Below are 18,731 nucleotides of genomic sequence, written 5' to 3'. Positions count from 1 at the left end.
CGGCCTCTACTTTGTTATCCTTGACTCCCGCCATCATCGGGGTCAAGTTCCATTTGGAACTAAAAAGGGGGCCAAACGATGCGCCGCGCGCCGACAGCCCTATCGCGAGTCGATCACGAGCGCGAGGCTGCGCTGCGCGATCTTGACCCGCTGACCATCACCAAGCTCTGGGACAATCCCTGCTGGCTGTCCTTCCGGCTCAACTTTATCGCCTTTCGCTTCAACGATCCGGTCTATCGCTGGATCGAGACGCGCTACGGCCTGGTCCGGCCGGAATTCGTCGCGCTTTATGCGGTCGGCCTGAAAGAGGGCGTCGCGGCCAAGAATATCGTTTCCTCCTCGGGTTTGCCGAAGAACACGTTGTCGCGCGCCATCCAGAAGCTGCTGCAGCGCCGGCTGCTCAAGCGCGAAACCGACCGCGACGACCTGCGCAGCTACGTGCTGCGCCTGACGAGCGCGGGCCGCGCCATTTTCGACGAAACCATGCCGCTGATGGTCCGCCAGCAGACCGCCATGCTGTCGGGCCTGACCGATGCCGAACAACGCCAGCTCTGCGAACTGATGGACAAGCTCGTCATCGACTCGCCGACCTGGCCAAGCGATCTCGAACCAGAGGGAACATCACCATGACCATCGCAAGCGGCTTCCGTCTCGCTGCCTTCGCCGCCCTGCTCGGCGCCTCGGTGTCAGGCGCCGCACTGGCACAGAACCTGACCATCGGCGTGCGGGCCGGGCCGGATTCCATCGACCCGCACTTCACCGCGACCGGCACCCATGCCGAAGCGCTCAAGCATGTCTTCGACACGCTGACCTGGTCGGGCGACAAGCTCCAGATCGAGCCGCGGCTGGCGACGAGCTGGAAGGCGATCGAGCCGACCGTGTGGGAGTTCAAGCTGCGTCCCGGCGTGAAATTCCATGACGGCTCCGATTTTACCGCCGAGGACGTCAAGTTCTCGATCGAGCGCATCCCGGTCGTCGCCGGCCCCAACCCGACCACTATCTATGTCCGCCGCGTCAAGGAGGTGAAGATCGTCGATCCGCTCACCGTCCACATCGTCACCGACGGCCCGGCGCCCAATCTCCCCAACGATTTCATCCGCCTGTTCATCGTCTCGGCCAAGGCCGCCGCCGGCCTGACCAAGGACAACGCCAACGAGGCCTTCAATTCGGGCAAGGCCGCCCTCGGCACCGGGCCCTACAAATTCGTGTCCTGGACGCCCAAGGACCAGATGATCATCGATCGCTTCGACGGCTACTGGGGTCCCAAGGAGCCCTGGGCCCGCGTCATCCGCAAGGAACTGCCCAACGACGCCGCCCGCGTCGCCCAGCTCAAGGCCGGCCAGGTCGACATCATCGTGCGGGCGCCGTCCTCGGACGTCGCGACGCTGAAGCGCGATCCCAAGCTCTCGGTCTCGACCATCGACACGGTCTACGTCTTCAACATGGAGCTCGACATGCGGGACAAGTCCCCGCAGATCAGCGCCAAGGACGGCTCGGCCCTGGCCAAGAATCCGCTGCAGGACCCGAAGGTGCGCGAGGCGATCGACCTTGCTATCGACCGGCCGGCACTGGTCGAGATCGCGATGGAAGGCCTCGGCGCTGCGGTCAACCAGCTCGTCACCTCCAGCATCGCCGGCTTCAACACCTCGCTGCCGCCGCTGAAGCCGGATCTCGCCAAGGCCAAGAAGCTGATGGAAGAGGCCGGCTATCCCAACGGCTTCAAGGTGACGTTCTCCTTCACCAACGACCGCCTGCCGGGCGACCGCCAGGTCGGCACCTCCATCGCCCAGATGCTGGCCCGCATCGGCATCGAGGTGAACGCCAACGCGCAGCCTGGCGCCGTCTTCTTCCCGGCCCGCACCCGCGCCGAATTCTCACTCGCCATGTCGGGCTGGGGCACGCTGACGGGCGAGGCGAACTACACGCTCTCCTCGGTGGTGCATTCGAACGATCCGGCGAAGAAGCTCGGGCCCTTTAACGTTCTCGGCTACAAGAACGAGACGCTCGACAAGCTGATCGAGGACGCCGGCATCGAGATGGACGAGGCGAAGCGCAACAAGCTCCTCTCCGACGCCAACGCCATCGTCGCCACGGACCGGCCGCGCCTGCCGATCGTCGCCGTCGGCTCGGCCTGGGCGATGCAGAAGGACAAGGTCACGATCGCCCCGCGCGTCGACGAGGACACGCTGGCGATGGACATCAAGCCCGCGAAGAAGTGACCTGAAATCCTTCTCCCCTCGGGGGAGAAGGTGTCTGCGAAGCAGACGGATGAGGGAAGTCTCGTACCGACCTCATCCGTCCTTCCCTCATCCGTCAGCGCTGCGCGCTGCCACCTTCTCCCCCGAGGGGAGAAGGATTCCCCGTCGAGGTTTCCCATGCCAATCGCCCTCGCCATCCATGGCGGCTGCGGCACGCTGCCCAAGGCCGAGATGACCGATACCGAATGGGCCGAGGCGAAGGCCGATCTCGCCAAATCCCTGCGCGCCGGCTGGGCGATCCTGACCAAGGGCGGCCCGGCGGTCGATGCCGTCGAGGCGGCCGTGCGCGTCATGGAGGATTCAGCCCATTTCAACGCCGGCCACGGCTCGGCCTTCAACACCGAGGGCGAGCATGAACTCGACGCCTCGATCATGGACGGCGCGACGCTGGCGGCAGGCGCGCTCGCCGGCGTCAAGCGCATCAGGAACCCCATCAGCGCCGCCAAGTCGCTGATGCTGCGCGGCGACCCGCTGCTGCTGGCCGGCGCGGCCGGCGACGTCTTCGCCGATCACGAAGGGCTCGACATGGTCGAGAACGAGTATTTTTCGACCGACCGCCGCCGCAAGAACCTGTCCTCGATGAAAATCCGGGAGCTGGTCGGCACCGCATCCGACGCCAGCGAGGCCGAGAAGCACGGCACGGTCGGCGCAGTGGCCTGCGATGCGAAGGGGCATCTCGCCGCCGCGACCTCGACCGGCGGCTACACCAACAAACCAGCCGGCCGCGTCGGCGATTCCCCGATCATCGGGGCCGGCACCTATGCCCGCGACGGCCGCTGCGCCGTCTCGGGTACCGGCAAGGGCGAATACTTCATGCGCTACTGCGTCGGCCACGAGATCGCGTCGCTGATCACCTATAAGGGCTTGAACCTGAAGGACGCGACCGACACGGTGCTCGCCGAATTGACGCAGCACGGGATCGGCGCGGGCCTCGTCGCCGTCGGCGCCGACGGCGGCATCGTCGCGCCCTACAACTCGGAAGGCATGTACCGCGGCTGGGTCTCGCCGGACGGCCTCGCCTATGTCGCGACCCATGCCGACGTCGAAGTGGCGGGGCAGGCGTGACCCCCGAACCCATCCTGATCTGGGGTGCCGGCGCCATCGGCGGTACGCTCGGCGCTTACTGGGCACGCGCCGGCATCCCCGTCCTGCTCGTCGATATCGTGCCCGAGCATGTCGAGGCCTGCCGCACCGTTGGGCTCGCAATAAGCGGCCCGATCGAGGAATTCCGCCAAATCGTGCCGGCTGTAACGCCTGCCGAACTGACCGGCACCTACAAGCACATCGTGCTGGCGGTGAAGGCCGGCGCCACGGAAGCCGCGCTTAGCGCTCTGAAGCCTCATCTCGCCGATGACGGCTTCGTCCTCTCCGCCCAGAACGGCCTCAACGAACTGACCATCGCCGAACATGTCGGCGCGGCCCGCACCATGGGCTGCTTCGTCAATTTCGGCGCCGACTGGCACGGCCCCGGCGACATCCTCTACGGCAATCGCGGCGCCGTCGTCGTCGGGGAACTGGACGGCGCGACGACCCCACGCGTCCGGGAGATGTTCGAGCTTCTGACGCTCTTCGATGCCGATTCGATCCTGACCGACAACATCTGGGGCTATCTCTGGGGCAAGCTCGCCTATGGCGCGATGCTCTTCGGGACGGCGCTGACCGACGACTCCATGTCCGCCAACTTCGCCGATCCGCAGCGTCTGCCGGTCTGGCTCGCGCTCGGCCGCGAGGTCGGCGCGGTCGCCGCCGCGCGCGGCGTGAAAAGCCTCGGCTTCGGCGAATTCGATCCGATGGTCTTCGCGCCCGGCGCGCCCGAAGCGCCGCAGATCGCCACCATCGCCTGGCTCGCAGACTACACCTCGAAGACCGCGAAAACCCATTCCGGTATCTGGCGCGACCTCGTCGTGCGCAAGCGCAGGACCGAGGTCGATCCGCAGATCGGCATCATCGCGACGCTCGGACGCGAGGCTGGTGTCGCGACGCCCGCGCTGGAAACCCTCGTTTCCCTCATCCACGACATCGAGGACGGCAGGCGCCCGCTCTCCCTTTCAACCCTGAAAGTGCTGCTCGACCGATGCAGATCCGTTTCGACGACCGCGTAGCCCTCGTCACCGGCGCGGCCCAGGGCATCGGCAGGGCCATCGCGACCGCCTTGGTCGAGGCCGGAGCCAACGTCCATCTCGCCGATATAGACGATCAAGGCGTGACCGCGACGGCCAAGGCGATCGGGGCCACGGCCCATGCCGTCGATCTCGGCTCGCCCGAGGCGGCGCAGACCCTGGTCACCGACATCGTCTCGGAGAGGGGCCGGCTCGACCTGCTCGTCCATGCCGCCGGCGGCGTGCGCGGCCAGGTCGGCCGGCCCATCGCGGAGATTTCCGAGGCCGACTGGCGCGTCATCTTCGCCGCCAATGTCGATGCGGCCTTTTTCCTGGCGCAGGCAGCGGCGCCGGTGATGAAGCAGGCTGCTTACGGCCGCATCGTCACCATCTCGTCGGGGGCGGGGCTGAGACCCAGCCTGACCGGCATCCAGGCCTATGCCAGCGCCAAGCACGCGCTGGTTGGGCTGACCAGGCAGTTGTCCTGGGAGCTCGGCCCTCATGGCATCACCGTGAATTCGGTCGCGCCCGGCTTCGTCCGCTCTAATCCGGCAACCGAGAGGCAATGGGAGGCGTATGGCGCGGAGGGCCAGAAGCGCCTGGTGGAGGGCATCCATACCCGCCGGCTCGGTTCGGCCGCCGATATCGCGGCGGCGACCCTGTTCTTCCTGAGCGAGCAGGCCGGCTGGATTTCCGGGCAGGTGCTCTCCGTCGATGGCGGGCGGTCCTGACCGGTTGCGGCGCTATTGCGTCGGCGCCAGTTGCAGCGGCGGCGGGGCCGTCGGGCGCGGTCTCGGCTTCGGCTTGGCCGCAGCTTTCGGCGGCGGATTGCTGCCGCCGAGCCGGGCCCTGATCGAGGCGGCCTTGGCCTCTGTCAGGCGCGCGCCGCAAAAGCCGAGCGTGCCCTCGCGCTGGAAATCGCGGCAGGTCTGTTCGCGCTCGGCCGAGAAGCTGGCCTGCTCGCGGGCGATCGCCCGCTGCTCGACCGCATCGGCGCGCGCGGTCAGGACGCGATAGCCCTCGCGCACCGCCTTCTCGGCGGTGACGCGCGCCGACTCGATCTCCTTTGCGCGCGACGTTAAAGTGCGGGCGTCCGGCCCCCACAGGCCGCGCGGATCGATCCGGCAGGCGGCCGCCTCGACCACGCAAGGCTGAACCGGCTCGACGACGAGGATCGCGCCGTCCAGCACATCGAAGACGATCGGGCAGATCGGGGCCTCGAGCTTGTAGCGCGGTACGCCGGCCGGCCGGCCCTGCGGCGTCACCGGCAGCGGCGTCTCGCCGAAGGAGATGGCGCAGGGCTCGACGAGATCGGCCGCCTGGAACCCCTCGGCATTGAGCTTGAGGCCATAACCGGCCGCGGTCTTCTCGAACACGGCCTCTCCGAAGCCGCCATTGCGCCGGAGCGGGCGGCCGATGATCGCCTCCTCGCCCACCACCTTGATCGCAGGCATCTTGGCCTGTCGCGGCGCGGCCGGGGCTGCACCCGGGGGCGCGGCGCTCTGGGCCCCGCTGGAGTTGAAGGGCTGGGCGCCGGGCAGCTGCAGCGGCTGGGCATCGGCGCGCATGGCGCTGCCGGCCATGGCCAGAACGGCCAGGAGCGGAGCGGCGAGCCTGAGAGCGGGGGGCGTCGATCGTGTCACGTGGAGACCATGAGGCAACCGGAACAGGGCTCTTGCATGAAATGTCATGGCCTTGCGCGCAAGAGCACATTCGCCACACCGCCCCCGGAATGATCGGCCGACCCGGTCCCGCCACGCGGCAGGGCTGCGATTCTTAATCGGCTCGCGTGTCTTGCAAGCGATGGAACACCCTCCCTATATACGCCGCCAAGAGGCGGTTTCACCACCGCTCGACGTGGAATGCCGGTTTCGCTCGCCGCAGCAGGCGGGGGTGGCCCGGTCCATGGGCCGGAAGGTGACGTCCAGGCGTCGCGGGCCGGCGATCTGCTCACTCGAAAGGGATCCCCTCCATGGGTAAAGTTATCGGTATCGACCTCGGCACGACCAATTCCTGCGTCGCAGTGATGGAAGGCTCCACGCCGAAGGTCATCGAGAATTCTGAAGGCGCGCGTACCACGCCCTCCATCGTCGCCATCACGGATGACGGCGAGCGGCTCGTCGGCCAGCCGGCCAAGCGCCAGGCCGTTACCAATCCCGAGCGCACCTTCTTCGCGATCAAGCGCCTGATCGGCCGGACCTTCGACGATCCGATGACGCAAAAGGACATGAATCTCGTCCCCTACAAGATCAAGAAGGCCGCAGCCGGCGACGCCTGGGTCGAGGCCGACGGTACCGATTATTCGCCCTCGCAGATCTCGGCCTTCACCCTGACCAAGATGAAGGAGACGGCCGAGGCCTATCTTGGCCAGCCCGTCACCCAGGCCGTCATCACGGTCCCGGCCTATTTCAACGACGCCCAGCGCCAGGCCACCAAGGACGCCGGCCGCATCGCCGGCCTCGAGGTGCTGCGCATCATCAACGAGCCGACCGCCGCGGCGCTCGCCTACGGCCTCGACAAGAAGTCGAACGGCATCATCGCGGTCTACGACCTCGGCGGCGGCACCTTCGACGTCTCGATCCTCGAGATCGGCGACGGCGTCTTCGAGGTGAAGTCGACGAATGGCGACACCTTCCTCGGCGGCGAGGATTTCGACATGCGCCTGGTCGAATACCTCGCGGACGAGTTCAAGCGTGAGCAGGGCATCGACCTCAAGAAGGACAAGCTCGCGCTGCAGCGCCTGAAGGAAGCGGCGGAAAAGGCCAAGATCGAGCTCTCGACCACGGCCCAGACCGAGATCAACCTGCCCTACATCACGGCCGACGCCTCGGGGCCGAAGCACCTCGCCATCAAGCTCTCGCGCGCCAAGTTCGAAAGCCTGGTCGATGATCTGGTCCAGCGCACCATCGAGCCGTGCAAGAAGGCGCTCAAGGATGCCGGCCTCTCGGCCGGGCAGATCGACGAAGTGGTCCTGGTCGGCGGCATGACCCGCATGCCCAAGGTCCAGGAGGTCGTGAAGCAATTCTTCGGCAAGGAGCCGCACAAGGGCGTCAATCCGGATGAAGTCGTCGCCATCGGCGCCGCGATCCAGGCCGGCGTGCTGCAGGGCGACGTCAAGGACGTGCTGCTGCTCGACGTGACCCCGCTCTCGCTCGGCATCGAGACGCTGGGCGGCGTGTTTACCCGTCTGATCGACCGCAACACCACGATCCCGACCAAGAAGAGCCAGGTCTTCTCCACCGCCGAGGACAACCAGCAGGCGGTGACGATCCGGGTCTTCCAGGGCGAGCGCGAGATGGCGGCCGACAACAAGATGCTGGGCCAGTTCGACCTGATGGGCATCCCGCCGTCGCCGCGCGGCATGCCGCAGATCGAGGTGACCTTCGACATCGACGCCAACGGCATCGTCTCGGTGACCGCCAAGGACAAGGCGACCAACAAGGAGCAGCAGATCCGGATCCAGGCATCCGGCGGGCTCTCCGAGGCCGACATCCAGAAGATGGTCAAGGACGCCGAGGCCAACGCGACCGAGGACAAGAAGCGCCGCGAAGTCGTCGAAGCCAAGAACCAGGGCGAAAGCCTGGTCCATTCGACCGAAAAGTCGCTGAAGGACTATGGCGACAAGGTCTCGGCGGCCGACAAGGCTGCAATCGAGACCGCGCTCGACGCGCTGAAGTCGGCGCTCGCCGAGGATGACGCCGAAGCGATCACGGCGCGCACCACCGAGGTGATGCAGGCCTCGATGAAGCTCGGCGAAGCCATGTATGCGGCAAGCCAGGCCGAGGGCGCCGAGCCCGGAGCCGAAGCCGAAGGCGCCAAGAAGGACGACGTCATCGACGCCGACTTCAAGGATGTCAGCGACGACAAGGGCGACAAGAAGAAGAGCGCCTGAGCGCGCTCGTTCTCACCATCACGACGACATGGCCGGGCTTGACCCGGCCATGTCATTCGGGGATGGCCTCGTGAAGACAAAGTCGCTGTCCTGCGGGAGGTACCGGGTTGAGTCCCGGCCTGACGTGCAAGGGAGCGAAGGGGCGGCTGTTTGATGTCCAAGCGCGACTACTACGAAATCCTGAGCGTCTCGAAGACCGCCGGCGAGGCTGAACTCAAGAGCGCCTTCCGCAAGCTCGCGATGCAATGCCACCCCGACCGCCACCCCGGCGACAAGGAGGCAGAGGCCAAGTTCAAGGAGTTGAACGAGGCCTATCAGGTGCTGTCGGACGAGCAGAAGCGCGCGGCCTATGACCGCTACGGCCATCAGGCCTTCGAGAATGGCGGCGGCCAGCAGGGGCCGGAATTCTCCGACTTCATGTCGGACATCTTCGACTCGTTCTTCGGCGATGCCCGCCGCGGCGGGGCGCGCGGGGCCAATGGCCGTGAGCGCGGCGCCGATCTGCGCTACAACCTCGAGATCGGCCTCGAGGACGCCTATGCCGGCAAGAACGCCTCGATTCACGTGCCGACGTCTATCGCCTGCGAGGTCTGCTCGGGGACCGGCGCCAAACCGGGCTCGAAATCGCGGCAATGCCCGACCTGCGGCGGCCATGGCCGGGTGCGTGCCAACCAGGGCTTCTTCTCGGTCGAGCGCACCTGCCCGACCTGCACGGGACGCGGCGAGATCATCGACGACCCTTGCAAGAACTGCCAGGGCGCCGGCCGCGTCACGCGCGAGCGCACGCTCTCGGTCAACATCCCCGCCGGCGTCGAGGACGGCACCCGCATCAGGCTCGCAGGAGAGGGCGAGGCGGGCCTGCGCGGCGGACCCGCGGGCGACCTCTACATTTTTCTCTCGATCAAGCCGCACGCGATCTTCCAGCGCGACGGCGCCGATCTGTTCTGCCGCGTCCCGCTCGGCCTGACTTCGGCTGCGCTCGGCGGCGAGATCGAGGTGCCGACGCTGACCGGCGAGCAGGCCCGTGTAAAGATCCCGGAAGGCACGCAGACCGGCAAGCAGTTCCGGCTCAAGGGCAAGGGCATGAGCGTCCTGCGCTCGCGCGAGGCCGGCGATCTCTACATCCAGGTCCTGATCGAGACCCCGCAGAAACTCACCGCACGCCAGCGCGAATTGCTGCTGGAGTTCGAGCGCGAAAGTTCGGGCGCGACCCACCCCGAGGCCGCCGGCTTCTTTGGCCGGGTAAAGGAGTTCCTCGGCAGCTTGGGCGGAGCGGCCTGAGCCCTTCCCGGCACCCGAACAATCCTCGACGTCATCCCCGACAAACCGCGTCAGCGGCGCCGATCCGGGATCCATGCCTGAACGTCTCCGATCAAGGTTCAGGAATGGATCCCGGGTCTCCGCTACGCTGCGCCCGGGATGACATCGCGGATTGAAAATCGGCTTGAACGCATAAAAAAACGGGCCACCTCGCGGCAGCCCGTCTTGGTCAGGCTCTGATCGTGATCAGGCCTTATCGACCACTTTCTTGACGGCATCCTTGCCCTTGCCGAGAGCCTGCTGGGCTTCGCCCTTGCGCTCCTGAGCAAAACCCTCTGCCTCGAGCTCAGGCTTGTCGAGCGCCTTGCCGGCGGCCTGCTTGACGTTGCCGGTGGCCTCGTTGGCCATGCCCTTGACCTTGTCCATGGTGCTACCCATCGTCTTGATCCTTATGCTGAATTTCGTGCCGCCCTGTGCGGCTTGCGACGAAGAAACCAGCGGCCGGACGGAAGGTTCCAAATAAATTTCGTCCTGCCCCGTGTGGTCTCAAGGCTCATGAGAGGCCGCAGCCATGGCGTGCAACGCCTGCGCGGTTGCCGCATCGGCCGGAAAGAAAGTCTCCAGCGCCAGCTCCGACAGGGTGATGTCGACCGGCGTGCCGAAGACCGTCGTCGTCAAGATGAAGGACAGGGTCGCCTCGCCCACGCGCAGGCGCAGCGGCACCACGATGGCCGGCTCGGCTTCGACGGCCGGTGCCTGCCCCCTCCGCAGGGACGGGCTCGGCGCGTCGTAGGACAGAAGCTCGGTCAAAAGCTCCGCCAGCACCGGATCGGCCGTCGCCCTGACCTGCTGGCGCAGGCGCGCCAGAAGGTGCGAGCGCCATTCCTCCAGATTGACGATCGCCGGGGCCAGGCCGCCCGGATGCAGCGACAGCCTCAGCACATTCACGGGCGGGCGCAGCAGGTTGGGATCGGCGACGAGACTCAGCAGTGGCGCGACAGCGGCATTGGCCGCGAGCAGGATCCAGTGCCGATCGACTGCGAGCGCCGGATAAGGCTCATGGCCCTTCAGGACGAGGTCGATGGCCGATTTCGCGGCCTGTAGGCCGGGGTCCTCCAGCGAGCGCTCCAGATAGACCGGCGCGTAGCCCGCCGCGAGCAGGAGCGCGTTGCGCTCGCGCAACGGCACGCCGAGATGCTCGGCCAGCAGCAGAACCATGTCGCGGCTCGGCTGCGAGCGGCCGCTCTCGACGAAGGAAAGATGCTTCTGCGAGATCTCGGCTTCGAGCGCGAGGTCGAGCTGGCTGAGGCGGCGCAGCTGCCGCCAGTCGCGGATGAGGTGGCCGACGCTGGGCTGATGATGCCTGTTCATGAGCACAAACCTAGCCGTCGATTGGGTCCGTTCCAATTACCTCCCGCTTAATCGACCCGCCAGCCCGATCCCGTCAGCATGCCCTCCATCGACCCCGAGGCGCCTCAAGCCTCCCAGCCAATGGAGACCGACCATGTCCATGATCCAGTCCTCGCGCTTCCTGCGGAACGCTCTCGCCCTCGATGCTGCCGCCTGCGCCGCCACCGGCCTGTTGCTTGCGCTCGCTGCCGGCCCGCTTGCCGGCCCGTTCGGCTTTCCCGAAGGGTTCCTGCGCGGCGCGGGGCTCGTCCTGCTGCCTTGCGCCGCGGCGCTTGCCTGGTTCGCCAGCCGTGGAAGCCTGCCGAGGCTCGCCGTCTTCGCCGTGATCGGCATCAACCTGCTCTGGATCGCCGACAGCATCGCGATCCTGGTGGCTGGATGGTTTTCGCCGACGGGACTTGGCATCGGCTTCGTCCTGGCCCAGGCTGGCGCGGTGGCGGTGATCACCGAACTTGAGGTGATCGGCCTGAAGCGCTCGGTTCCCGGCGGTGGCGTGGCGACCGCCGGCCTCTGATCGCAGACCGTGATCGCAGTCTCTAGAGCCGTGCCGTCCGCTGCTTGGGATGGCCGGCTTTTGCGTTACCCGGCCGGCAAACCGTCACGAAATCGTCGCCTGCGCTCACTAGCCGATCAGCCTGCCAGTTTCACGCTCCAGCCGGACAGGATCGTTCCATGCGCAACCCCTTCGTTCTCGCCGCCCTTGCATCCCTGCTGCTCGGCGGCACCGCTTTGGCCGAGCCGATGTTCAACCGCATCGCGACCTTCTCGGTGCCATCGAACCTGCCGGCCGATAGGGATGCGTCCAAGAAGACCGTCGCGGAAATCATCGCCGCGAACGAGGACGGCACCCTGCTCGCCTACACCGATGGCGAGCAGAAGGCGCTGGGTCTCATCGACCTCACCACCGCCCAAGCCCCGAAGCCCGCCGGCTTCGTGCCGCTCGGCGGCGAGTCCACCTCCGTCACCATCCTCGGTGACAAGGCCTTCGTGGCAGTCGTCACCTCCGGCGACAACTACAAGGAGCCGGCCGGCCATCTCGCGACCGTTGACCTGAAGACGAAGCAGGTCGTCGCGACCTGCGATCTCGGCGGCCAGCCGGACTCCGTTACGCTCACCAAGGACAAGACCAAGATCGTCATCGCGATCGAGAACGAGCGTGACGAGAAGCTGAACAAGGGCGCCCTGCCCCAGCTGCCGGCCGGCAATGTGACGCTGATCGGCATCAAGGACGGCGCCATCGACTGCGCCTCGCGCCAGATCGTCGATATGACCGGCATCGCGGCCGTCGAGCCCACCGATCCGGAGCCGGAATTCGTCGACGTCAACCAGGACGGTCTCGCCGTCGTGACCCTGCAGGAGAACAACCACCTCGCCCTCATCGACACGAAGACGGGCAAGCTGGTGGCGCATTTCCCGGCCGGCGCGGTCGATCTGAAGGGCATCGACAAGACCCGCGACGGTCTGATCAAGCCGGTCGAGGAGCTCAAGGCCGTGGCGCGCGAGCCCGACGCCGTGCGCTGGCTCGACAACGACCGTTTCGTCACCGCCAATGAAGGCGACTGGAAGGGCGGCTCGCGCGGCTTCACGATCTTCCGCAAGGACGGCACGGTGGAATTCGATTCCGGCGCGACCGTCGATCGCCTGGCGATCCAGCTCGGCCATTATCCCGAGCGCCGCTCGGCCGCCAAGGGCAGCGAGCCCGAAGGCATCGAGGTCGGCACCTATGGCAACGACAAGCTGATCTTCCTCGGGCTGGAGCGGGCCTCGCTGGTGCTGGTCTACAAGGACGAGGGTCCGGGCAAGGCGCCACGCTATCTGCAGGCGCTGCCCGGTGGCATTGCGCCGGAAGGGCTGCTCGCCATTCCACAGCGCAACCTCTTCGTCTCCGCCTCCGAAGCCGATGTCGGCGAGAAGGGCGGGGCTCGCTCGGTCGTGACGATCTATCAGCGCAGCGAGGCTCCGGCCGCCTATCCGACAATCGCCTCCATCGACGTCGATGGCGCGCCGATCGGCTGGGGCGCCCTATCGGGCCTTGCCGCGCATGCGACGCTCGCCGGCCGGCTGCATGCCGTCACCGACAGCGCCTATACGCCCTCGCGCATCCTGGAGATCGACGCCACACAGAAGCCGGCCCGGATCGTCGGCGAAACCACGCTGACCAAGGACGGCAAGCCCGCCGCCTACGACATCGAAGCGCTTGCCAACCGTCCGGGCGGCGGCTTCTGGCTGGCCTCCGAGGGCAATCCCGAAATCAAGGACAAGCCGACGCAGAACATCCTGCTGCGGGTCTCGGCCAAGGGCGAGGTCGAGGAGGAGATTCTTCTTCCCGAAGAGCTGGCCAGGCAGGCCAGCCGTTTCGGCTTCGAGGGCGTCGCGGTCACCGGATCGGGCGCTGAGGAGACGGTCTGGCTGGCGGTCCAGCGCGAGTGGAAGGACGACCCGAAGGGGAAAGCCAAGATCCTTGCCTACAAGCCTGCGACGAAGAGCTGGGGCGCCCTGCACTACCCGCTGACCGCGCCTGCGGCCGGTGCCTGGATGGGCCTGTCGGAGCTGACCTCTCTCGGCAATGACAGCTTCGCCGTGATCGAGCGCGACAACCTCTTCGGGGCCAAGGCGGTGAAGACGCTCGCGACCTTCTCGGTCAAGGGCCTGACGCCGGCGCCGCTCGGCTCCGCGACGATCCCGACCGTCGAGAAGACGCTGCTGCGGGACCTGACCCCCGATCTGATGAAGCTCGGCGGCTATGGCCTCGACAAGGTCGAGGGCATGACTGTCGACAAAGCCGGCGATCTCTTCGTCGTCACCGACAATGACGGCGTCGACGATTCATCCGGAGAGACGCAGTTCCTGGCGCTGGGAAAGATCGCCCCTTGATAACCGGTACCAGCATCTTTCGCCGTCATTCCGGACAAGCGGAGCGGCGCCGATCCGCTGCGCCCGGAATGACGGCGTTGTTCGATGCCGGCAAAAAGCCCCGGAGGCTTGCGCATCCGGGGCAGTCGCCCGGCCGCCTCGCGGTCAGGTGGGGAGGAAGGTCAGGGAGAAAGAGGTTTACCAGCTCGCGAGCACCGAGCCCTTGAAGCGCTCGGCCACGAAAGCCTTGATCTCGGGCGAGTGATAGGCCTCGACCAGCGTCTTCACCCAGGGCTTGTCCTTGTCGGCGGCGCGCACCGCGATCAGGTTGACATAGGGCCCCTTGGGGTCCTCGCGCAGGATCGCCGAGGTCGGCTCGATCTTGGCGTCGACGGCGTAGTTTGTGTTGATCGCGGCCGCCGCCACGTCCTGCAGCGAACGCGGGGTCTGGGCCGCCTCGATCTCGATGATCTTCAGCTTCTTGGGGTTCGAGACGATGTCGGCTGGGGTGGGCTTGAAGCCGACGCCGTCCTTGAGCTTGATGATGCCCTTGTCCTGCAGCAGCAGGAGCGAACGCCCGCCATTGGTCGGGTCGTTCTGGATCGCGACCGATGCGCCGTCGGGCACCTCGGCCCAACTCTTGTACTTGGCCGAATAGATGCCAAGCGGGAAGTTCACGGTGTAGCCGACGCCGACCAGCTTGTAGCCGCGATCCTTGATCTGGTTGTCGAGATAGGGCTGGTTCTGGAAGGAATTGGCCTCCAGCTCGCCGGCGTCGAGCGCCTGATTGGGCACGACATAGTCCGAGAACTCGACGATCTTGAGGTCGATGCCCTGCTTGGCGACGATCGGCTTCAGCTTCTCCAGGATCTCGGCATGGGGGCCGGGCGAGGCGCCGATGCGAACGACCTGCGTGGTTTGGGCGAGAGCGGGGACGGCCAGGCTCAGGGCGAATACGGCGGTGGCGGCAAGCGCCGCGCGGCGGGTGAGGGTGGTCATCGGGTCGTATCCTTCGGTTGAGATATCGGGAGGTGGAATGAGGGGGTCTCTCAGGCGTGGCGCAGCCGCTTGTTGAGGCGGCGCGCCAAGCGGTCGCCGACGCTCTGGACGGTCTGGACGAGGACGATCAGCACGGCGACGACGGCGGCCATCACATCGGGCATGAAGCGCTGGTAGCCGTAGCGGATGCCGAGATCGCCCAGCCCCCCGCCGCCGACCGCGCCGACCATGGCCGAGAAACCGAGCAGGCTGACGATGGCCAGTGTCAGGCCCAGCACGATCGCCGGCAGCGCCTCGGGCACCAGCACCTTGCGCACGATCTGGAGCGGGCTTGCCCCCATCGCGCGCGCCGCCTCCACCAGCCCCTGGTCGACCTCGCGGATCGCCCCTTCGATCAGGCGGGCGATGAACGGGGTGGAGGCGACCGTCAGCGGCACGATTGCCGCATTGGTGCCGATCGAGGTGCCGGCGATCAGCCGGGTGAAGGGGATGATTGCGACGACGAGGATGATGAAGGGCGTCGAGCGCGTCGCGTTGACCAGCGTGCCGAGCACGGCGTTGAGAGCCGGCGACGCAAACAGCTCGCCGCGCTTGCTGGTGGCGAGGAAGACGCCGAGCGGCAGGCCGAGCACGCTGCCCAGCCCCGCGGCCACCGCCACCATCAGCAGCGTGTCGCCGGTGGCCTGCGCGATCAGGCGGATGATTTCAGGAGACATGGCCGACGACCTCCGCCTTGAGTGCGAGGCTCTTCAGGGCACCGAGCACGGCGGCGAGTTTTGGTTGTTCCGACGGCACCGAGACGAGCAGGCTGCCGAAGGGGCGACCGGCGATGGCGTCGATGCGCCCCGCCAGAATGTTGACGTCGATCCCGATGGTCGAGCTCAGCCGGCTGATCACCGGGGCGGTCGAATTCTCGCCCGTGAAGGTGATGCGCAGCACGGCCTGGTCGCCCGCGCGGGCCTCCTGCCGGATCTGCCCTGCGAGATAGGCCGGCACCTCGACGCCGGTCACGGCCTCGACGAAGCGGGCGGTGGTCGGATGCTTCGGGCGCGTGAACACCTCGAAGGTCTCGCCCTCCTCGACGATCCGCCCGCCCTCGATCACGGCGACGCGGTCGCAGATCTCCTTGATCACCGGAATCTCGTGGGTGATCAGCAGGATGGTGATGCCGAGATCCCGGTTCACCTGCCGCAGCAGCGCCAGGATCGACTGCGTCGTCTCGGGATCGAGCGCCGAGGTCGCCTCGTCGCAGAGCAGCACGGTCGGCTCGGTGGCGAGCGCCCGGGCGATGCCGACGCGCTGCTTCTGCCCGCCCGACAGTTCGGCGGGATAGCGCTCGCGCTTGTCGGCGAGCCCGACGAGGTCGAGCAGCTTGGCGACCCGCGCCTCGATCTGCGCCTTGTCCACGCCCGCGATCTCCAGCGGCAGCGCGACATTGTCGAAGACCGTGCGCGAGGAGAGCAGGTTGAAATGCTGGAAGATCATCCCCGTCTGGCGCCGGCGGGCGCGCCAGCCGGCCTCGGTCAGCCCGGTGACGTCCTCGCCTTCGATCAGGATGCGGCCGGCGGTGGCGCGCTCCAGCCCGTTGACGAGCCGGATCAGCGTCGATTTGCCGGCGCCGGAGCGGCCGATCACGCCGACGATCGCGCCTTGGGGCACGTCGAGGTCGATGCCGGCGAGCGCGGAGACGCCGTCCTGCCCGCTGCGGCCGGCATAGGTCTTGCCGACCTGCTCGAAGCGGATGATCGGCGGCGCGTCCGACGACAACTTGGCCAAAGGGAGTTCGATGCCGGTGTCGAAGACGCCGGGCTTTACGGGTGCGTTCATCATGCCCTCAGAATAGCGTGTGGGACGACCAGTGGTCGATGCCCAGCTGTTCCAGCGTCACGTCGCGGGTCGATTGCCGGCGTGCCTCGTCGGGTTCGCCGGAAGCCGGCACGGGCCCGGCCACGGCCGGGACGGCCTCGGCGAACCACGCCGTGAACTGCCGCCAGAGATCGACCACGATACTCATCACCGGCGCCCGTCAGGCTGCCAGCCGCGCGCCGCGACGCGGGCCGGCCAGTTGGCGCACGGCGAGTTCGGCTGCGCTTGGCGTGGCGAAGCGGTGGCCCTCCAGCGCGTGGAACGCGGCGGAAGCGGCGATGAAGGTGAAATAGCGCTCGTCGGCGCGGCGGTTGACGAGCCCGGCCTGGGTCTCGCCGATCTCGATGACATAGGCCTGCTGGCTCGGGACGGTCTGCTGGGGAGTCGATTGGACAAGGGTCATGGCTCTGCCTCTGCCGCCGGGGCGGCCTCTGATGGACATCTGATGGAGCGGGGGCGGCCGGCGTTGCGCCGACCGGCACGGGATCAGCGTCGACAGCAATCCATGGCAAGGTGTTCGTTTCGGCGAACGGGGCGGATGGTCATGTGCATTCTCCTTAAAACCGGAGCCCACGACCGCGTCGTGGCGCTTTAGCGTTTGGTGACGCGGTGCAAGCTGCTCGCTCAAATCCCCGCGGCCATCCGGCAAGCCCGATGACGACCTCAAGATGGGACGATCCATCCGCTTTGTCAATCCAATCGTTCTTTTAAAGAAACGGCTCGCGACGCGTGAACTCTCCTGTGGCCGGCGATGTGGGAGCAAAATCTTCCCCTGATACCAGCGGCCCTTGACTTCGACCTGCCGTCATTGCGAGCGCAGCGAAGCAATCCAGGAGGCGTAGAGCACGCGGCTCTGGATTGCTTCGCTGCGCTCGCAATGACGGCGCGCTGCGACAGCATGCGGCTTGACGCCGGGCCGGCCCGGAGGCATGTCGCGCTCATGCCGGCTTTCGCCCCTTGCCTCGCAGATCTGCGCCGCTCCATCCTCGGAGCCTGGCTGGGGGCGGTCTATGCACTGGCGGTGCTCGCCGCCGGCCTGCTGCCCGCGCCGGCTTTGGCGATGCCGCCCGGTTTGGACGGTATGGTTCTCTGCTCGGGCGCCACGGCGCCGGGCGACGACAGGCCGGCGCCCGCTGGCGACACGCAGCACTGCAAGGGCTGCCCGGTCAATCCGGTGGTCGCCATCCCGCCTGTCCCGGTGGCGCCGGCCTTGCACAGGTTCGCCTCGGCCCTGTCGCTTGCGCCGATCGCGCCTGCGCCGCCGTCGATCGGCGTCACCTTCGGCCTGCCGCGACCGCGCGGGCCGCCGCTCGCCTGAGCCCCGACGTTTTCTGCCTTCCTCGGGGCCTCTGGCGCACCTCTGTGCGGCGCTTGGGGTCCATCCACGGCCCGCCGAGGCGCGGCCGCTTCATCCCCGTTTCAGGATACCCTCCATGAACAAGCCCCTCCATTATATCGTCGCCGTCGCGCTGACGCTGACCAGCGCCGCCTCCTTCGCCCATGACTACAAGGCCGGCTCCCTGAAGATCGGCCACCCCTGGTCGCGGGCCACGCCGGCGGGCGCCAAGGTCGGCGGCGGCTATCTCTCGATCGAGAACACCGGAACGGAGCCCGACCGCCTCGTCTCGATCTCGGCCGCCTTCTCGGGCCGGATCGAGGTCCATGAGATGGCGACGACCGACGGCATCATGACGATGCGCCCGCTCGATGCCGGCCTCGTCATTCCCGCCGGCGGCAAGGTCGAGCTCAAACCCGGCGGCTTCCACATCATGTTCATGGATCTGCAGCAGCCGCTGAAGCAGGACGAGCGCCTGAAGGGCGTGCTGACCTTCGAGAAGGCCGGCCCGGTCGAGGTCGAGTTCAAGGTCGAGGGCATCGGCGCCAAGGGCGGCGACGGGGTGCATGCCACTCATTGAGGCCGCCGGTTTCTCCCTTCTCCCCTTGCGGGAGAAGGTGCCCGGAGGGGCGGATGAGGGGTCGCACTGCCGTCAATCGCTGAGGATACATCAACGCAGCCAGCGTCGCGCGACCCCTCATCCGTCAGCGCTTCGCGCTGCCACCTTCCCCCGCAAGGGGGGAAGGGAAGCGCGCGTC

The 18,731-nt window shown here is 67.1% G+C and carries 19 protein-coding genes; 11 read left to right on the top strand and 8 right to left on the bottom strand.

Features of this window, described 5'->3' with window-relative positions; genetic code table 11:
* Positions 1-78 precede the first annotated feature (78 nt).
* The 5 genes from AXW83_RS19830 (at position 79) to AXW83_RS19810 (ending at position 5,088) form a co-directional block, all read left to right on the top strand.
* Complete coding sequence (locus tag AXW83_RS19830; protein ID WP_156640205.1) at positions 79-630, top strand: MarR family winged helix-turn-helix transcriptional regulator; 552 nt, start codon at positions 79-81, stop codon at positions 628-630.
* A complete protein-coding gene (locus tag AXW83_RS19825) occupies positions 627-2,219 on the top strand; it encodes an ABC transporter substrate-binding protein (protein ID WP_066616238.1) in 1,593 nt (530 codons plus the stop codon). Before AXW83_RS19830 ends, AXW83_RS19825 begins: the two co-directional genes overlap by 4 nt.
* Before the next feature lie 156 nt (positions 2,220-2,375).
* Positions 2,376-3,323: an isoaspartyl peptidase/L-asparaginase family protein gene (locus AXW83_RS19820; RefSeq protein WP_066616230.1), complete on the top strand. Its 948-nt coding sequence runs from the start codon at positions 2,376-2,378 to the stop codon at positions 3,321-3,323.
* On the top strand, positions 3,320-4,360 hold the full coding sequence (locus tag AXW83_RS19815; RefSeq protein WP_066616228.1) for a ketopantoate reductase family protein: 1,041 nt from the start codon (positions 3,320-3,322) through the stop codon (positions 4,358-4,360). Before AXW83_RS19820 ends, AXW83_RS19815 begins: the two co-directional genes overlap by 4 nt.
* A complete protein-coding gene (locus tag AXW83_RS19810) occupies positions 4,333-5,088 on the top strand; it encodes an SDR family NAD(P)-dependent oxidoreductase (RefSeq protein ID WP_066616225.1) in 756 nt (251 codons plus the stop codon). Before AXW83_RS19815 ends, AXW83_RS19810 begins: the two co-directional genes overlap by 28 nt.
* A 12-nt stretch (positions 5,089-5,100) precedes the next feature.
* On the opposite strand, the gene AXW83_RS19805 is transcribed toward AXW83_RS19810, so the two are convergent.
* Positions 5,101-6,000, bottom strand: coding sequence for a hypothetical protein (locus tag AXW83_RS19805; RefSeq protein WP_156640203.1), 900 nt, complete (start codon positions 5,998-6,000; stop codon positions 5,101-5,103).
* A gap of 329 nt (positions 6,001-6,329) precedes the next feature.
* On the opposite strand from AXW83_RS19805, the gene dnaK reads away from it, so the two are divergent.
* A complete protein-coding gene (gene dnaK, locus AXW83_RS19800) occupies positions 6,330-8,249 on the top strand; it encodes a molecular chaperone DnaK (protein ID WP_066616220.1) in 1,920 nt (639 codons plus the stop codon).
* 153 nt (positions 8,250-8,402) lie between these two features.
* On the top strand, positions 8,403-9,530 hold the full coding sequence (gene dnaJ, locus AXW83_RS19795; RefSeq protein ID WP_066616217.1) for a molecular chaperone DnaJ: 1,128 nt from the start codon (positions 8,403-8,405) through the stop codon (positions 9,528-9,530).
* A gap of 225 nt (positions 9,531-9,755) precedes the next feature.
* Here dnaJ and AXW83_RS19790 read toward each other — a convergent pair whose 3' ends face one another.
* Positions 9,756-9,947, bottom strand: coding sequence for a CsbD family protein (locus AXW83_RS19790; protein ID WP_066620899.1), 192 nt, complete (start codon positions 9,945-9,947; stop codon positions 9,756-9,758).
* Positions 9,948-10,055: 108 nt separating this feature from the next.
* The gene (locus AXW83_RS19785) at positions 10,056-10,880 is read right to left on the bottom strand and encodes a helix-turn-helix domain-containing protein (RefSeq protein ID WP_066616214.1); all 825 of its coding nucleotides are present in this window, start codon (positions 10,878-10,880) and stop codon (positions 10,056-10,058) included.
* A 133-nt stretch (positions 10,881-11,013) separates the two neighbouring features.
* Here AXW83_RS19785 and AXW83_RS19780 point away from each other — a divergent pair, with 133 nt between their 5' ends.
* Positions 11,014-11,433: a hypothetical protein gene (locus tag AXW83_RS19780; RefSeq protein WP_066616211.1), complete on the top strand. Its 420-nt coding sequence runs from the start codon at positions 11,014-11,016 to the stop codon at positions 11,431-11,433.
* Between the two features lie 158 nt (positions 11,434-11,591).
* The gene (locus AXW83_RS19775; RefSeq protein WP_066616208.1) at positions 11,592-13,793 is read left to right on the top strand and encodes an esterase-like activity of phytase family protein; all 2,202 of its coding nucleotides are present in this window, start codon (positions 11,592-11,594) and stop codon (positions 13,791-13,793) included.
* Between the two features lie 177 nt (positions 13,794-13,970).
* Here the strand turns inward: AXW83_RS19775 and AXW83_RS19770 are convergent, their stop codons facing one another.
* The 5 genes from AXW83_RS19770 to AXW83_RS19750 are packed head-to-tail and all read right to left on the bottom strand — an operon-like array spanning position 13,971 to position 17,040.
* Positions 13,971-14,771, bottom strand: coding sequence for a MetQ/NlpA family ABC transporter substrate-binding protein (locus tag AXW83_RS19770; RefSeq protein ID WP_066616205.1), 801 nt, complete (start codon positions 14,769-14,771; stop codon positions 13,971-13,973).
* 50 nt (positions 14,772-14,821) lie between these two features.
* Positions 14,822-15,487: a methionine ABC transporter permease gene (locus tag AXW83_RS19765; RefSeq protein WP_066616203.1), complete on the bottom strand. Its 666-nt coding sequence runs from the start codon at positions 15,485-15,487 to the stop codon at positions 14,822-14,824.
* Positions 15,477-16,598 carry a methionine ABC transporter ATP-binding protein gene (locus AXW83_RS19760; protein WP_066620891.1) on the bottom strand — a complete coding sequence of 374 codons (1,122 nt, stop codon included), beginning with the start codon at positions 16,596-16,598 and terminating at the stop codon, positions 15,477-15,479. Before AXW83_RS19760 ends, AXW83_RS19765 begins: the two co-directional genes overlap by 11 nt.
* A 7-nt stretch (positions 16,599-16,605) precedes the next feature.
* Positions 16,606-16,785 (bottom strand): hypothetical protein, encoded by a 180-nt coding sequence (locus AXW83_RS19755; RefSeq protein ID WP_066616199.1) that lies wholly within the window; start codon positions 16,783-16,785, stop codon positions 16,606-16,608.
* A gap of 12 nt (positions 16,786-16,797) precedes the next feature.
* A complete protein-coding gene (locus AXW83_RS19750) occupies positions 16,798-17,040 on the bottom strand; it encodes a hypothetical protein (protein WP_066616197.1) in 243 nt (80 codons plus the stop codon).
* Between the two features lie 537 nt (positions 17,041-17,577).
* Between AXW83_RS19750 and AXW83_RS19745 the strand changes: the two genes are divergently transcribed.
* Together AXW83_RS19745 and AXW83_RS19740 are read left to right on the top strand one after the other, a co-directional pair.
* Positions 17,578-17,955: a hypothetical protein gene (locus AXW83_RS19745; RefSeq protein WP_156640201.1), complete on the top strand. Its 378-nt coding sequence runs from the start codon at positions 17,578-17,580 to the stop codon at positions 17,953-17,955.
* A gap of 115 nt (positions 17,956-18,070) precedes the next feature.
* The gene (locus tag AXW83_RS19740; RefSeq protein ID WP_066616195.1) at positions 18,071-18,553 is read left to right on the top strand and encodes a copper chaperone PCu(A)C; all 483 of its coding nucleotides are present in this window, start codon (positions 18,071-18,073) and stop codon (positions 18,551-18,553) included.
* Positions 18,554-18,731 lie beyond the last annotated feature (178 nt).

The sequence above is a fragment of the Bosea sp. PAMC 26642 genome (assembly GCF_001562255.1).
GTDB lineage: Bacteria > Pseudomonadota > Alphaproteobacteria > Rhizobiales > Beijerinckiaceae > Allobosea.
This window is presented reverse-complemented; position numbering and strand designations above follow the sequence as displayed.

Bases quoted from the DNA above. Each gene is read 5' to 3' on its own strand.
- AXW83_RS19830 (WP_156640205.1), top strand. From the start codon at position 79: ATGCGCCGCGCGCCGACAGCCCTATCGCGAGTCGATCACGAGCGCGAG.
- AXW83_RS19825 (WP_066616238.1), top strand. From the start codon at position 627: ATGACCATCGCAAGCGGCTTCCGTCTCGCTGCCTTCGCCGCCCTGCTC.
- AXW83_RS19820 (WP_066616230.1), top strand. From the start codon at position 2,376: ATGCCAATCGCCCTCGCCATCCATGGCGGCTGCGGCACGCTGCCCAAG.
- AXW83_RS19810 (WP_066616225.1), top strand. From the start codon at position 4,333: ATGCAGATCCGTTTCGACGACCGCGTAGCCCTCGTCACCGGCGCGGCC.
- dnaK (WP_066616220.1), top strand. From the start codon at position 6,330: ATGGGTAAAGTTATCGGTATCGACCTCGGCACGACCAATTCCTGCGTC.
- dnaJ (WP_066616217.1), top strand. From the start codon at position 8,403: ATGTCCAAGCGCGACTACTACGAAATCCTGAGCGTCTCGAAGACCGCC.
- AXW83_RS19790 (WP_066620899.1), bottom strand. From the start codon at position 9,947: ATGGGTAGCACCATGGACAAGGTCAAGGGCATGGCCAACGAGGCCACC.
- AXW83_RS19785 (WP_066616214.1), bottom strand. From the start codon at position 10,880: ATGAACAGGCATCATCAGCCCAGCGTCGGCCACCTCATCCGCGACTGG.
- AXW83_RS19780 (WP_066616211.1), top strand. From the start codon at position 11,014: ATGTCCATGATCCAGTCCTCGCGCTTCCTGCGGAACGCTCTCGCCCTC.
- AXW83_RS19775 (WP_066616208.1), top strand. From the start codon at position 11,592: ATGCGCAACCCCTTCGTTCTCGCCGCCCTTGCATCCCTGCTGCTCGGC.
- AXW83_RS19770 (WP_066616205.1), bottom strand. From the start codon at position 14,771: ATGACCACCCTCACCCGCCGCGCGGCGCTTGCCGCCACCGCCGTATTC.
- AXW83_RS19765 (WP_066616203.1), bottom strand. From the start codon at position 15,487: ATGTCTCCTGAAATCATCCGCCTGATCGCGCAGGCCACCGGCGACACG.
- AXW83_RS19760 (WP_066620891.1), bottom strand. From the start codon at position 16,598: ATGAACGCACCCGTAAAGCCCGGCGTCTTCGACACCGGCATCGAACTC.
- AXW83_RS19755 (WP_066616199.1), bottom strand. From the start codon at position 16,785: ATGAGTATCGTGGTCGATCTCTGGCGGCAGTTCACGGCGTGGTTCGCC.
- AXW83_RS19750 (WP_066616197.1), bottom strand. From the start codon at position 17,040: ATGACCCTTGTCCAATCGACTCCCCAGCAGACCGTCCCGAGCCAGCAG.
- AXW83_RS19745 (WP_156640201.1), top strand. From the start codon at position 17,578: ATGCCGGCTTTCGCCCCTTGCCTCGCAGATCTGCGCCGCTCCATCCTC.
- AXW83_RS19740 (WP_066616195.1), top strand. From the start codon at position 18,071: ATGAACAAGCCCCTCCATTATATCGTCGCCGTCGCGCTGACGCTGACC.